The organism is Gilliamella sp. B2717, from assembly GCF_026536675.1.
Lineage (GTDB): Bacteria > Pseudomonadota > Gammaproteobacteria > Enterobacterales > Orbaceae > Gilliamella > Gilliamella apicola_I.
In genome coordinates this window covers 1-15,033 of record NZ_JAFNNQ010000086.1, presented here as the reverse complement: position 1 = coordinate 15,033, position 15,033 = coordinate 1, and the positions used below count along the sequence as shown (strand labels likewise).

Below are 15,033 nucleotides of genomic sequence, written 5' to 3'. Positions count from 1 at the left end.
ATTTAATATTTAAAAAAATAGAAAAGTAACTTTAAAAAATAAAATTTATGTCAAAAATAAGGATTAATATGTTTTTTTCAAGTGTTTTGTTCTGAAAAACAAAAAGAATCTAAATAAGGTTAAATTTAAGCGATTAATCTTTCGATTATTCATTTAATTAATGTTTATATTACTCATCCAATTCAAAATTAGAGATTCGGTAAGACAACTGATATAATTTGACTTTATACTTTGCTTAAGGAATGAGAATTATGTTAACCATTTACGGTATTAAAAACTGCAGTACAATGAAAAAAGCGTTCACATGGCTTGATGAAAATAAAATCAAGTATCAATTTCACAATTACAAAACAGATGGACTGTCAGCTGAACAATTACAGACTATTTTGAAATTGGTTGATTGGCAAAGCCTACTTAATACACGGGGTACAACATGGCGTAAATTGGATGAATCAGTACGTGCTAACGTTGACAATGAGCAAGCTGCGATGAAACTGATGCTGGACAATCCTTCAATTATAAAACGACCGCTAATAATCAAGGGTAAGCATGTATTACTCGGATTTTCAAACGAAAGTTATTCGCAATTTTTCAAACAACAACAATAAAACCGAGATCATTATGACAGAGCCTGTTATTGAACTAACCAAAGCATTGATTGCCGAAAAATCGATAAGTCCGGATGATAAAAATTGTCAAAATATCCTTATCGAGCGCTTAACATCACTTAACTTTATCATTGAAGAATTCAATATTGGTCGCACTAAAAATCTTTGGGCTTATCATGGCGATCCGTCAGAAACAACACTTATGTTCGCTGGTCATACCGACGTAGTGCCTGCTGGCGATGAAAGCCAATGGCTGTATCCCCCATTTGAGGCAACCATTGATACTCATGGTGTACTTTATGGCCGTGGCGCATCAGATATGAAAAGTGGTGTCGCAGCAATGATCTGTGCTGCTGAAGATTTTGTTAAAGCAAACCCCAATCACCGTGGTCGTGTTGCGTTTCTAATTACCTCTGATGAAGAAGCTGATGCAACCGATGGAACAGTTAAAGTTGTTAATCGTCTTATTGAACGTCAGGAACGTGTAGACTATTGTATTGTAGGAGAGCCTTCTTGTGATAAGGTTTTAGGCGATCAAATTAAAAATGGGCGTCGAGGTTCTCTGACAGCAAATTTAATTATTCATGGTATGCAAGGTCATGTCGCCTACCCTCATTTAGTTGACAATCCTATTCATCGATTTGCCCCTGCATTGGCTGAACTGATTAATACGGTTTGGGATAATGGCAATCAATATTTTCCGCAAACCTCTATGCAAATTGCAAACATTCAGGCAGGCACAGGAGCTGAAAACGTTGTGCCCGGTGATCTATCGGTGCAGTTCAATTTTCGATACAGTAGTGAACTCACTGACGAATTAATTAAAACCCGCGTTGAGCAACTTTTACAAAAGCATAAATTAAACTATACGTTAAATTGGCGTTTATCAGGTCATCCGTTTTTAACGCCGCAAGGTGAACTGACTCAAGCTACAGCAAGTGCGATAAAAGAGTACACAAATATTGAGACAAAATTATCAACAAGTGGCGGAACATCAGACGGACGTTTCATTGCAAAAATGGGCTGTCAGATTATCGAGTTTGGGGTATTAAATAAAACAATCCATAAGATTAACGAAAATGTAAATTGTCAGGATATCATCACACTGAAAAAAATTTATCAAAGAATTTTGGAAAAGTTACTCGTTTAATAAGATTGGCTAAGTTATCTAACTTGTTAAATCTGCTCAAACAAAATTTGAATAGATTATTTAATGCTACTTTGGACATTCGACTAAACGAGCGTCACTAACATGCATCCAACAAAGGTAAAAAAATGGAGTGGATAAAAGATTATTGGTGGGTAATTTTATTATTCATCTTAGGTATTTTTATTAATGCCATTAAAGCTCTCAATAAGCTTAATTTTAAGTCTTACATTGATAAAAAAGGAATTAAACCCATACCTTATGATGATGAGGAGAATAACCAAACTCCAAAAAGTGCTGAGGATAAAAACAAAAAGTGATTAATTTCGAAAAAAATTAATCACTTTCTTCCCTATCGGATATCGTTAATATCACTTTTAAATAAAGCTTGATGGCGATAACGATCGACCCACATCGCAGTTGAGCCACAAACTGCAATTGGCATAATAATTAGGTTTAATAGTGGCACCATAGTAAAAAAACTAACTAAAATACCGTAGACTAAATTATCAACTTTATCCTGCTTAAGTAACTCACGCATACGATGAAAAGTAATCTTATGATTATCGAAAGGATAATCAGCGTATTGAATATTAATTTGCCATGCAGTAAATAAAAACCAAATTATCGGTGTGACTGTTTGACCAATAACAGGAATAAAATACGTTAATAATATTGGGATAGACCATAATACATAATTGATTAATTTTTGAATTTCACGACTAAATATTCTAGGTAAATCTTTGATTAAACTTAACCAAGAAGTATCGGATGCAGGTATCCCCGTTAATTCAGCTTCAACTTGTTCGGCAAGCAAGCCGTTAAACGGTGCAGCAATAAAGTTAGCCACTGTACTAAAAAAATAACAAAATAATATGACTAAAATCAGAATCACCATAAAACTAATAATATAGCCAAGCCAAGAAAGCCACCCCGGTACATAAGATAATCCCCAGTCAACCATGCCGGTAATTGTGGAAAAAAACCAATAAAATAGCGCTGACATAATCACCATATTCGCCAATAAAGGCAAGAATACAAAATGTCTAATTTTCGGGCTGAATGCTAAGGACCAGCCTAACAGAAAATATTCAAATCCCGATCTACGCCGATCATGATTTAAATTTGAATTAAATCTTAATTTATCTACATTATTACTCTTCACTCTTGTTCCTTTTAAACATGAAATAACGCTAAATTCAACTTATCAGCATGGTTTTCAATAAAACAACATTGCTATTTTTCATAAATAACTTCATTATTACTATTCAACCATTGCTTAACCTCTTGTTTAATTGTTTCTAATAATGCTTTTCGCCCAGTCAATTGAAATTGCTGAATGATCGCATTGCCTTGATTTTTATTTTTCAGTAAAGCACCTAAGACAGATAATTTCACTCGATTATTTTGCTTATCATTAAATTGTTGTAAGCGACATAATGAAGCATAAGTTGCTTCGAATGCTCGATGAAAATAACAAAATCCGTATAATTCCATAATATCTTGCTTAGTCAATTGCTGATCAGTATCAGCAATAAGCATTTCATCAAATGGGAGTGCGATGATCTCTTTTAGCCACATCATGTTACGTTGTAACTTTTTGGATAGCACGTTAACCAAATTTATACCATTTTGGTTAATCGGTTTTATTGCCATTACCGAATATGTGCCACTACTTGCCTCTAAACGACTACCAACATGTACAAGTACAAAACCTACAGATGACCAAAACTGATAATTTTCCCTACTATAGGCAAAACTCACGGATAAAAAATCTTGATGTTGTTTTTTTGCCGCTTCATAAGTATGTTGTATCAATTGCGTTGCAATATTTTGTCTTCGATAAGAAGCTATCACTGCAATGCGATTTATTCTGACAGATTTTAATTTTGCTGCTTGTTTAACACCTGCATGGGCTACCAAAGATTGTGCAACCATATTTCCTTTTGGTCTACGGTTACCCTTCCATATTTCTTCAATTAAGTCATCCGGTAAATCTCCTTCCTTAACCGTTATGGCTGCACCAATTAGGTTATGACTCTGTTTAGCCTGCAAAATCGTCAAATTTGTCGCGTCTAAAAGTCGCCTTAAATCAACTAACGTAGTTTGATAATGGGCTGTTTTCAGTAAATAAAAGATCTCCTTCAAACTACTTAAATCATGACGCGCTACTATGGAATAATCAATTGGCTTTGTATTATTAATTCGCTGATTTTCTGCTGATATTAGTCCATTGAGAACTAAACAATCAGTAAAATATTCTAACTGATCATCGCCATTCCACCGAATTGGTTTTTCAAGATGAAAATGATCACATTGCTTATCATTTAATAATTTTAATAAAAAACCTTGTCCGGTACCTTCGTAACCTTCAACCGTAGTAGTCAGTAAAATACGGCTTTTGTCTAAATTCACGAGTTGCAGCAATTTTTTTAGCATTGGCAAAGGTATCATGGCTGCTTCATCAATAATAAGATAGTCAGCAAAATCATCGACACCTTTTTCGATTAATTCATCAGGTGCATAAAAACGAACATCAGGTTTAGCAAAACGAAAGAAAGTGGTCAGCGATTTTTTGTTAGGAGCCGTAACAATGCAATGTCGATAGTGAGAGAATTGACCTGCCAAAGCGGATTTTCCCCTACCTCGTTTTGCCGTGATAACATGGATAGGCTTATCACTGTTTAACACTTGTTTTAATGTGTGTTGCTGTTCATCATAATCAGGCGATGTCAAATAACATTCAGAAAAGTTATTTTTTTGGAAACCGTTAAATTTAGAAATAGTGTGCTGTAAATGGTTTATAAAATTAGGCACAGGTATTGGATAAGCATCTTCATTCCAACGTAAACTATCTTTGTCTGCCCAAAGATTGTAATTTTCAGGTAATAACAAAATCAATCGGCTTCCTTTTACAAGCGTTCCTGACAACATGGCAAATGCTTCTAAATTAAATGACTGAGTTGCATCAAAAATGGCATGTAAATACTCTTGTCCTAAAAGGGTTTTAGTATTAGATATTGATACGATATTTGGCACATAATTTGATAAAATGGCTTGATCACTTATTGTGATCCAATCCCCTTTATGTTGCTTAATGATGTCACTTAATTGACTGAATAATTTCGTTACATCACCACGCAACACCCATAAAGTTCTGGTGCTATCAAGATTAATCATCGACTAACTTTTTCCAATCAATATGGAAAGCAAGCCTGCGGCAATAAGGGGGCCAACTGGAATACCTTTGAAAAAGGCAACACCAATCAAGGTTCCAATGATTAAACCATTAACAATGGTGGGATGTGCGCCAATTAAAGAAACCCCACGGGTACCTAGCCAAGAGACTAGTATGCCGACAAAGATAGCTAAAATTGATTGCCATGTTGTGAATGATTTTAATATGTCTTTGATACTCAAAGATCCGTCGGCAAGCGGAACCATCATAGCCGCCGTTAAAATGACAATACCAATTGTCAGTCCATATTGATTTAAAAACGGAAAATAGGTCGACAATGGGGTTAATTTAAATAATAGTAGCAATAATACGGCAAAAGTGACTGTGTTATTATGCGTTAAATAACACAGTGCAGCTAAACCCAGTAAAAGAAAAAAGGAGATATCAAATTGAGCAAACATTACAAAGCAACGCCGATTCTGGTGGCGACTTCCTCATAAGCTTCAATGACACCGCCAAGCCCTTGGCGAAAACGATCTTTATCCATTTTTTTTAAGGTCTCTTTTTCCCATAATCGACAACCGTCAGGGGAAAATTCATCACCTAACGTAATTTCACCCTTAAACAATCCAAATTCAAGTTTATAGTCCACTAAAATAAATCCTGCTTTATCAAAAAGATCGGTCAAAATTGAATTGATTTTAAAGCTTAGTGCCTTCATCGTTGATAACTGTTCATCAGTAGCCCAACCAAATGTTTTACAATATGACTCATTAACCATGGGATCATGCAATGCATCATTTTTTAGGAATAATTCAAATGTTGGCGGATTTAACACCTTACCTTCTTCAACCCCTAAGCGTTTGACCAAAGAACCTGCGGCACGATTTCGAACCACACACTCCACAGGTACCATATCCAGTTTTTTGACGATGACTTCTGTATCAGACAAAAGCGTTTCAACTTGAGTAGGAATACCTGCTTCACGCAGTTTATTCATAATAAAATAATTGAATTTATTATTGACGCGCCCTTTACGCTCTAATTGTTCAATACGTAAGCCATCAAAAGCGGAAGTATCATTGCGAAACTCTAACACTAATAGATCGGGATTTTCAGTAGTATAAACCGTTTTTGCTTTACCACGGTAAAGCTCAGCCAACTTTTTCATGGTTCTAACCTTATATCAAATTGCCAACAAATGATTAAGGAGCTATTCGCTCCTTAGTTTTAAACTTTTCGATACTCACGTATTTGTACCAATGCAATAAATAATAAGATGCTATTGTTTGCTATATCGTCTCGAATAGTGAAGTTCAATCTATAGCCAGTTTTACATAAAAGAATTAACTAAATTCTTCACTACTGATTATCTTAACTATTTATCAAAATGTTACTTGTCACAAATAATATCTCATAGCGTCTTGCTTTATTTTGAATCTTCATGAATGGTTTTGTCTTCAACGACGTTTTCATCTGTTTGTTCTTGCGCCACTTGTGATGACTTAGGTGCAGCCTCATCCATTATTAAATTAAATAAGCGAACAACGTACCGTTGCACTTCAATAGAATCAGATGAAATATCTTGTGTACCACGAGTTAATGTTTTCAACTCGACAATGATATTTTCTGTACCAGGATAATTTTGCCGATGAATGACATAAGACGCTTGGATGTTCGGCTCTTCATCACTTGAAAAAATTGAAGCATTGCCCGTAACAATAACATTATTATCACTGCTACTAATCGGAATATTGTATTTATTCAGCGCAGTTGGGATAACAGACCATACATTCGCATCAGCAGGCGCATTTAATGAAGCGGTACCATAGTTATAAGACGCATAAGAATCAGGAATAGTTGGAATAGGAATGATAGGTGCCCGAATATCCACTTGCTTACCATATACAGCGCCTTCATTTTTATTAAAATGAATATAATATTCGGAACTTTCAGCAGGTACCGTTACACCCTGAGGGACAGTTAGCGGTTTCAAAACTGGCGAATTCAAATAATCTTCGTTCCCATCAACTTCTCGTTTATAATTTTGATCGCTACCACAACCAACCAAAAATAAAGATGCAATGGCTGTCATCACCATTGTGTTTTTAATCGCTTTGTTTTTTAACATAGTTTTATTAAACATAGATATCTGCTTATAAATTATTGGTTATACATAAATTAGAGTAAATTCGCATCTTTAAGAGCTTTTTCAACCACAGACACAGAAGCATCTGTAAGTGAAACCAGCGGCAAACGGATCGTATCGTTCGCCATTAGACCCAATTTTGTGCAAGCCCATTTTGCTGGAGTTGGGTTAGGCTCAATAAATAAGCTACTATGTAGTGCTGATAACGTATCATTCAGCTTTCGAGCTTCTTGAATTTGATTTTTCGTTGCAAGCTCACAAATTGTTGCAACCTGTTTGGCAGCTACATTCGCTGTCACGGAAATCACACCGTCACCACCTAAAATCATGAAATCTAAGAAAGTCGCATCATCACCACTTAATAATTTAAATTCACTACCAACAAGTTTACGAGTTTTATAAACTCTTGATAAATCTCCTGTTGCATCTTTCAATGCAACAATATTTTTTATTTTAGATAATCGTCCAACTGTTTCTGGCTTAATATCACTGCAAGTACGACCCGGGACATTATAGATTATTTGGGGTAAAGCTGTATTTTCCGCAATTGCTTTAAAATGTTGATAAAGACCTTCTTGAGTTGGTTTATTATAATATGGCGCAACGGTTAAACAGCCAACTACACCAATATTTTCAACACGGTTAGTTAATTCAATTGCTTCTTTAGTCGCATTTGAGCCAGTTCCAGCAATGACATTTATTTTTCCATCTGCATATTCGATCGTTCTTTTAATTACATCGATATGCTCATGATGATCGAGCGTTGCTGATTCGCCAGTGGTACCAACAGAAACAATTGCCGATGTGCCATTGGCAATATGATATTCGACCAATTTTTTTAAGCTTACTTGGTCTACATTTCCTTTTGTATCCATTGGAGTAACAAGGGCGACCAGACTTCCTGTAAACATAAAATGACCTCTCATATTATTTATTGATAACCAACTTCAAGAATAAAAAATCTACCGACAAGTATGCGATATTTCTTATTTAAATTCAACTTTTGTTATGCAGGATTATCAATATCAATAAAAATAGTTTCAAGGTCATATTGCTTGGCTAGCCATTCACCAAGTTTATTGATTCCGTAACGTTCAGTGGCATGGTGCCCTGCTGCATAAAAATTAATTCCATATTCTCGAGCAATATGAATGGTACGTTCAGAAACTTCACCTGTGAAAAAAGCATCAAATCCTTGTTCTGCTGCTGCTTCTATAAAGTCTTGACCACCACCACTACACCACGCAATTCGTTTAATTATTTGAGGAGCATTATCGCCACAAAATAATATTTCTCGTGAACGATGATGCAAAACTTGTTCAAGTTTTTGCTTAAATTGCAGTGATGTGGTCGGTTCAATGAGTGTCCCTTTAAATAACAAATCGGTTATATCCTCACGTTTATCCACTTCGATATTGAATAAATCCGCAAGTAATGCATTATTGCCGATAACTGGATGTCCATCTAAAGGCAAATGATACGCAAATAAATTAATATTATTTGAAAGCAATGTTTGCAAGCGTTTATATTTAATTCCTGTTATCGTTAGTGGTTCATTTTTCCAAAAAAAGCCATGATGAACTAAAATCGCATCAGCATCTAATTTAACGGCTTCATCTAATAAACGTTGACATGCGGTCACCCCAGTTATCACTTTTTTTATTTGCTTACGTCCTTGTACTTGTAAACCATTAGGTGCATAGTCACGGTAGCGTTCAACTTGTAATTCATGATTAATAATTTGTTGAAGTTCAAAATTTTGCACGTTTTCCTCTCGTATTTTTAATGACTTTTTAAAGAACAATATGAATTTTTTAATAAAATCCTTTAATGAATCTCGAAATTATTATAATCGAAATATTGGCAATTTTTTTATAAACCAGCCTATATGATTAAGTATAAACTATTATAAATTATCTCACGTAACGATTCGATATAGTGATATTAATGGTGAAATTTTAAATAAATTCTTTCATGTTTACAGAAGGTCAATAAATAACATCCTGTTTTAAAATGATTTTTGGATGCATGAAAACACGGAGTTAAACAAATTAACAAATTTGTTCTTTTCTATTATTTATTAAGTTTTAGCTAAATGATACATTACGTCGGTTTATATTCAATGAGGTATATGTTTTGCCATTTTTAGGTATAGGATTCAGTACAATTATCGCTCTATTTTTTGCTGTTCATGTAATTAAAACAGAGCAAGAACGATTTTGGCTGTCTATATTGTTCCTTTTTCCTTTTATTGGTAGTTTGATTTACTTTTTAGTCATATTTCTACCCGATTTTAGACAAACCTCAGTGGGATATCAAATTGAATCAAAATTATTAAAAGCGTTAGATCCGCAACGTGAACTTCGCGAAGCTTTAAGTAATTATGAAATTTCGCCCACTGTTGAAGCAAAAGTCTGTTTAGCTAAAGCACTCGTTGATAATGATAGAGCTCATGAAGCGTTAATTTATTATCAAGAAGCATTAACTGGGATCTATGAATCAGCACCAGATATTTTATTACAATATGCTTACGCACTCTATCAAGTTGAACAGTACAAAAAGGCAAAAGAAACTTTGGATTATCTAAGAAATAAAAATCCAACTTATCGTTCTGATGAAGGACATTTACTTTATACCAAAATCTTAATTGGACTTGATTTAAAAAAAGAAGCTCAAGAAGAATTTAATGCATTAATCAGTTATTATCCAAGTTTAGAAGCCGCTTCATACTATTTACAAACCTTAATTGAGTGGCAGCAATTTTCACTCGCTAAAGAAGTTTTACAAAAAATTGAACTACGCTTAAAACACATGCCTAAACATGCTAAACGTATTAATCAGACTTGGATAAAATCAATTGAACAATCTAAACAAAAATTATACAGATAGCGTTTTTAGTGTTTTTATTTAGTATATTTTTTTTCGAGTTCAACAGTGCTGAATCGAAGGTAAAACTAGGCGAATACGGTAAAAACTGGCATAATAATTTTATTTTATGCTAAATAAGACAACTATTGTGCCAAATGCTAAATTATGTGAACGCTTCCGTGGTTTTTATCCTGTTGTAATAGATATAGAAACATCAGGATTTGACCCAAAACTTAACGCTATTCTAGAAATTGCGGCAATCACACTACAAATGACTGAAGAGGGATGGCTGATTCCAGACCAAACCCTTCATTTTCATGTCAATCCATTTGAAAACTCAATTTTAGAACCGAGTGCCTTAGCTTTTAATGGTATTGATATCGACAATCCATTAAGACAAGCTGTTGACGAAAAAATGGCGCTTGAAGCGATATTTAAAATGGTTAGATCGGGAATTAAAGCAAACGATTGCAATCGTGCTGTTATGGTTGCGCATAATGCAAACTTTGACCATAGTTTTTTAATGGCAGCAGCAGAACGAGCCAATATTAAACGTAATCCGTTTCACCCTTTTGCTACTTTTGATACTGCAGCACTGAGTGGTTTAGTGTTTGGGCATACCGTTCTAGCAAAAGCATGTGAACTTGCTCGCATTCCTTTTGATCACAAGTTAGCCCACTCTGCACTTTATGATACCGAAAAAACCGCTATTTTATTTTGTGAAATAGTGAATCGATTTAAGCGATTAGGAGGCTGGCCACTGCCTCAACTCAATCCAAGTTCAATAGACGAAGAAGTTCAAGAGAATTAAGAGAGTAATTAAACTCTCTTATTTAAATAATGTGTCAATTTTTAAGCTTTATGTTTTTCAGCTGTCTGTTTTATTAATGTTTGCAGTTCACCAGTTTGGAACATTTCGATCATAATATCACATCCCCCTACTAGTTCACCTTCAACCCATAACTGTGGAAAAGTAGGCCAATTTGCATAGTTTGGTAATTCAGCACGAATATCGGGATTTTGTAAAATATCGACGTACGCAAATGTCTCACCACATTGAGATAATACTTGTACTGCTTGTGCTGAAAAACCACAACTCGGTAATTTAGGCGAGCCTTTCATATACAGAATGATAGGATTTTCTGCAATTTGTTTTTTTATCTTATCAAGTGTTGTCATTTCAGTTGTCATAACGATTTATTCCTTGTTATTTAATATCTACTTTACGTCGTATTTTAACTTAGAAATAAGGCGAGTTATACTCTTACCCATTTAGTTGACGTAATGATAACCTTAGATTACGTCATTAGTAGATAAGTTAAGTCAGTAATCAATCGGGACATGAGCAGATAAATTACTTTAAATTCAGTGAGTAACATGGTTTTATTTTGCATTAAAAGAAGCCAAACAAATAAATAAAAGGCTTAACCTATTAGTGTAATAAATGCATTCATTAATAACGAGATCTCACTTAGCAATGACTTTTGTGTCAATGATATATTTTAATTTAACTTTAGTTAACACAAATAATCAAAACATTAGTTTTAGCAAGTTGCCTCAGCCCTTTTACAAATTGACACAATATAGTATGCTACTTACATTTACAGTAACTAACATTCAATTCAAAAAACATCGTGCATCCAATAATCTTAACTTTACGTAAAGTCTTTTATAGTAGTAATCTACTTTTTAGTATTCGTATGTTAATCAGTTTAACAGGTTCAACCTTGGTTCCTTGGTACTTAGGCTATGTGTCGTATGTCATTCCTTTAACACTGGGTGTTGTGGCTGCGGGATTATCCGAAATTGATACACGTTTACTAAGCCGATGTATAAATATTTTATTAACGTTAGTGTGTTTTGCGATTGCTACCTTTTCTGTCGAGCTATTATTTAATATTCCTCTTCTTTTTATTATAGGATTAATGAGTTCAACATTTATCTTCATTATGCTTGGTTCTTTGGGTCAACGTTATGGTGTGATTGCTTTTGGATCGTTATTGATCGCAGCCTATACCATGTTAGGGCATAATTTATTTGATGATAATTACACGCTACCTTGTTATTTATTACTCGGCGCTTTATGGTATAACATTGTCTCTTTGATTGAATCTCTCATTCAGCCGATTCGAACGACCCAACAGACTATTTCAACTTGTTTTGTAAAATTAAGTCATTACCTTGATGCTAAAGCAGCGATGTTTGACCCAGATGAAACTCATGAATTTAAAAGTCAAACATTAGAATTAACCGAATGTAACAATCAATTGATTAATGTGTTTAATCAGGCTAAACACGCTCTTTTTAACCGATTAAAAGCTTATCAAGGCCAATCATATGTGAAAAAAATGCTTAGTTATTACTTTGTTGCTCAAGATATTCATGAGCGAGCAAGCTCTTCACATGGTGATTATCAAGCGCTAAGTCAACATTTTAAACATAGTGATATTTTATTTCGCTTTGCACGAATTTTGAATTTACAAGCAAAAGCATGTGCCAAATTAGCTGTTGCCATTAAAATGAATCAAACTTATCAGCATGATTCCTTATTTGCTCGTCATTTTTCATATTTAGAAGAAGCTATTGCCCATTATCAAGCTAAAAATAAAACGGAAGCCTTACTGGTTAAATCCCTACAAAATCTTTATCAAAATTTGTTATCTATCGACTTATTATTAGCAAATATTGATAATGAACAACATCTTTCAAAAGACAAAGAAAATAATGAATTAATTGATGAGGAACTCACAAGTTTCTATGATATTTTTACTAAAATTAAACATAATTTAACTCTCAAGTCTTCTCTTTTTCGTCATGCAATACGTATGAGTATTGTCCTGTTTGTTGGCTATATCATCATTTATTTTTCTAATCTTTCTCATGGTTATTGGATTATCCTTACCAGTCTTTTTGTTTGCCAACCAAACTATTCAACGACTAAATATCGACTAAAATTACGTATTATTGGTACTATCTTGGGTATTATTGTCGGCATTCCGTTAACCTATCTATTTCCAAGCATCATTGAACAGTTAATTTTAATCATCATAACTGGTTGGCTATTTTTCTTATTTAAAAATTCTCAATATGCTTACGCTACCGCATTTATTACATTATTAGTCTTTTTTAGTTTCAGTTTAATTGGCGAAAATAGTGTAGAAGTTGCTATCCTACGAATTATTGCAACACTGATAGGTTGCTTTATTGCATGGTTTGCTGTTAGCTTTATTTGGCCAGACTGGAAGTTTAGAAATTTAACCAAACTAATTGATCGCGTTTGCCATGATGATAGTCACTATCTGGCGCTTATTGGAAGTCAATATTTAACGGGTAAAACCAATGACCCAAAATATCGATTAGCAAGACGCGCCGCCCACGATAGTAATGCTGACCTATCGACATTGATTAGTCTGATGACAAAAGAACCTCATGTAAATCGAAACGTGATTGAACAGGGTTTCCGTTTATTAACGCTTAATCACACTTTAATCAGCTATCTTTCAACATTAGGTTCGCACCGAGATAAAATCATTGCTCAACATACATTGGATCTATTTGATGATCTAGCAGTCTATATCATCAATCTTTTAAACGATAAAAAAATCGATGAAAATGAACAAGTCATGAAAAAAATGATTTCAAATTATATTGAAACCATTTCCATTAATGACGAACAAAACACCAATGATATTTTGGTTTTGCAGCAACTGGCATTAATATTAGACATTTTGCCAGAATTCATTCATTTAGTAGTGGAGTTAGAAGAACCAACAAACTGATTGCTTAGAAATTTAGATGTTTGAGGATCATTAATGAATCTGGTCAATACAATTAATTATATTCTCAAACATCTAATAAAAATTTTTGGAATGCTTCAAGGAAATTTTAATGAATAAATGGATTTTCTTTACCAATGTAAACTAATGGATTGGTAAAATCCTTTAATTTATCAGCATCAATTTCAAATCCAAATAAAAAATCGGATTCAAAATAAGGACCACTATCTTTAATAGAGTGATCAGGGCTAATTATTGCTATAGCATTCAACTCATTTAATGCAAATGACTTAAGTTGTTTCGAATCTTTATCAAACACGAAGACAAAATCTGAATTTGATAAGCCTGATTTAGCTATAAATATTTCATAGTCTTTACCTTCAATACGGTAATATTTTTTTTTGTATTCTGCACTTACCGGATCGGTATGATTTTGCTCTGCATGACTTAAGAAAAAAGCTTCTATTGAACGACCACCATGTTTAAGTAAATCATCAGTGACAGGGATAAAGGCAAAACTTTTTTTTTCTTTTAAATAATCAATATAGTTTAATTCACGTAATTCAACATTTTTAGCTATTTGTTTATCATTAGATGGATTTGATGCAGGGGCAGCTATTGCATAACAAACAAAATTTAATAGTGTAACAACCACTAAAATACCAATGTTTCTAAATAATTTTTGAATATAACTCATACTACATCCTTGATTTTAAAAATATTTAAGCGTATAGGGTTAAACTATAATGTTTTTAAATTATGATTAATCTATCTAAATACAATACAATCTAATGAACATAGAAAGAAACTTTTTTATATCAATCATAATTTTATTTAATGTTAGGCAATTATACTCTTATTTATGTAACAACAACTCAAAAAAATATAAAAAAACGAATAGTATATTCTCGCTATTATATATTTTTACCTTTTCAGTTCAAAAAATATCTTACTGATTTAATGATTTTTTTCAATATATTATGACCATAATTTTTAAATTTATATGATCATTAAATGTTTTAAGTGTATTATATCAATTTAATAATGCGTTATGCCATATCCAATAAAATCTTAGTGATTATTATTTTTATTTCACTGCCAATGCCGTTTATTAAGACAAATTATTGTTACTGGTTGTCGAGCTCACGGTTTTAGCACATTTAGTGAGCCTTCCTATTACATTTATTGTTATTGTAATTCTTTCAAACACCAATAAACTTTGGTTAAAGTTTAACTAGATAATATTTTGAAAGTACCATTTAATGGCGATTATCACATTTAAATTCTATACCGTCCCTGTAGGGTGC

General features: G+C 33.4%; 15 protein-coding genes. 6 read left to right on the top strand and 9 right to left on the bottom strand.

Annotated elements, in window-relative coordinates; all coding sequences use genetic code 11:
• Positions 1-251: 251 nt before the first annotated feature.
• The 3 genes from J3U35_RS07845 to J3U35_RS07835 all read left to right on the top strand — a co-directional run bounded on the left by J3U35_RS07845 (position 252) and on the right by J3U35_RS07835 (position 2,075).
• On the top strand, positions 252-608 hold the full coding sequence (locus J3U35_RS07845) for an ArsC family reductase (protein ID WP_267360625.1): 357 nt from the start codon (positions 252-254) through the stop codon (positions 606-608).
• A 13-nt stretch (positions 609-621) separates the two neighbouring features.
• Positions 622-1,758: a succinyl-diaminopimelate desuccinylase gene (gene dapE, locus J3U35_RS07840; protein ID WP_267360624.1), complete on the top strand. Its 1,137-nt coding sequence runs from the start codon at positions 622-624 to the stop codon at positions 1,756-1,758.
• A 125-nt stretch (positions 1,759-1,883) separates the two neighbouring features.
• Positions 1,884-2,075 carry a hypothetical protein gene (locus J3U35_RS07835; protein WP_267360622.1) on the top strand — a complete coding sequence of 64 codons (192 nt, stop codon included), beginning with the start codon at positions 1,884-1,886 and terminating at the stop codon, positions 2,073-2,075.
• Positions 2,076-2,107: 32 nt separating this feature from the next.
• Here J3U35_RS07835 and cysZ read toward each other — a convergent pair whose 3' ends face one another.
• The 7 genes from cysZ to J3U35_RS07800 all read right to left on the bottom strand — a co-directional run bounded on the left by cysZ (position 2,108) and on the right by J3U35_RS07800 (position 8,847).
• Positions 2,108-2,920 carry a sulfate transporter CysZ gene (gene cysZ / locus J3U35_RS07830; protein ID WP_267360621.1) on the bottom strand — a complete coding sequence of 271 codons (813 nt, stop codon included), beginning with the start codon at positions 2,918-2,920 and terminating at the stop codon, positions 2,108-2,110.
• 71 nt (positions 2,921-2,991) lie between these two features.
• Positions 2,992-4,935 carry a tRNA(Met) cytidine acetyltransferase TmcA gene (locus tag J3U35_RS07825; RefSeq protein WP_267360619.1) on the bottom strand — a complete coding sequence of 648 codons (1,944 nt, stop codon included), beginning with the start codon at positions 4,933-4,935 and terminating at the stop codon, positions 2,992-2,994.
• 3 nt (positions 4,936-4,938) lie between these two features.
• Positions 4,939-5,394 (bottom strand): DUF441 domain-containing protein, encoded by a 456-nt coding sequence (locus J3U35_RS07820; protein ID WP_267349657.1) that lies wholly within the window; start codon positions 5,392-5,394, stop codon positions 4,939-4,941.
• The gene (gene purC, locus J3U35_RS07815) at positions 5,394-6,104 is read right to left on the bottom strand and encodes a phosphoribosylaminoimidazolesuccinocarboxamide synthase (protein WP_267349659.1); all 711 of its coding nucleotides are present in this window, start codon (positions 6,102-6,104) and stop codon (positions 5,394-5,396) included. Before purC ends, J3U35_RS07820 begins: the two co-directional genes overlap by 1 nt.
• 258 nt (positions 6,105-6,362) lie before the next feature.
• On the bottom strand, positions 6,363-7,079 hold the full coding sequence (gene bamC / locus J3U35_RS07810) for an outer membrane protein assembly factor BamC (protein WP_267360617.1): 717 nt from the start codon (positions 7,077-7,079) through the stop codon (positions 6,363-6,365).
• A gap of 35 nt (positions 7,080-7,114) precedes the next feature.
• Positions 7,115-7,993, bottom strand: a complete 879-nt coding sequence (gene dapA, locus J3U35_RS07805; protein ID WP_267360616.1) for a 4-hydroxy-tetrahydrodipicolinate synthase — start codon at positions 7,991-7,993, stop codon at positions 7,115-7,117.
• Between the two features lie 95 nt (positions 7,994-8,088).
• On the bottom strand, positions 8,089-8,847 hold the full coding sequence (locus tag J3U35_RS07800) for a Nif3-like dinuclear metal center hexameric protein (RefSeq protein ID WP_267360614.1): 759 nt from the start codon (positions 8,845-8,847) through the stop codon (positions 8,089-8,091).
• Positions 8,848-9,218: 371 nt separating this feature from the next.
• Here J3U35_RS07800 and J3U35_RS07795 point away from each other — a divergent pair, with 371 nt between their 5' ends.
• Together J3U35_RS07795 and rnt are read left to right on the top strand one after the other, a co-directional pair.
• Positions 9,219-9,971 (top strand): hypothetical protein, encoded by a 753-nt coding sequence (locus J3U35_RS07795; RefSeq protein ID WP_267360612.1) that lies wholly within the window; start codon positions 9,219-9,221, stop codon positions 9,969-9,971.
• 106 nt (positions 9,972-10,077) lie between these two features.
• A complete protein-coding gene (rnt, locus tag J3U35_RS07790) occupies positions 10,078-10,761 on the top strand; it encodes a ribonuclease T (RefSeq protein WP_267360610.1) in 684 nt (227 codons plus the stop codon).
• 41 nt (positions 10,762-10,802) lie between these two features.
• Here rnt and J3U35_RS07785 read toward each other — a convergent pair whose 3' ends face one another.
• Entirely contained in the window at positions 10,803-11,129 is a 327-nt protein-coding gene (locus J3U35_RS07785; RefSeq protein ID WP_267360644.1) for a Grx4 family monothiol glutaredoxin, read from the bottom strand.
• A gap of 455 nt (positions 11,130-11,584) precedes the next feature.
• Between J3U35_RS07785 and yccS the strand changes: the two genes are divergently transcribed.
• Positions 11,585-13,729: a YccS family putative transporter gene (gene yccS, locus J3U35_RS07780; RefSeq protein WP_267360608.1), complete on the top strand. Its 2,145-nt coding sequence runs from the start codon at positions 11,585-11,587 to the stop codon at positions 13,727-13,729.
• 106 nt (positions 13,730-13,835) lie between these two features.
• On the opposite strand, the gene J3U35_RS07775 is transcribed toward yccS, so the two are convergent.
• The gene (locus tag J3U35_RS07775; RefSeq protein WP_267360606.1) at positions 13,836-14,423 is read right to left on the bottom strand and encodes a hypothetical protein; all 588 of its coding nucleotides are present in this window, start codon (positions 14,421-14,423) and stop codon (positions 13,836-13,838) included.
• Positions 14,424-15,033: the final 610 nt, after the last annotated feature.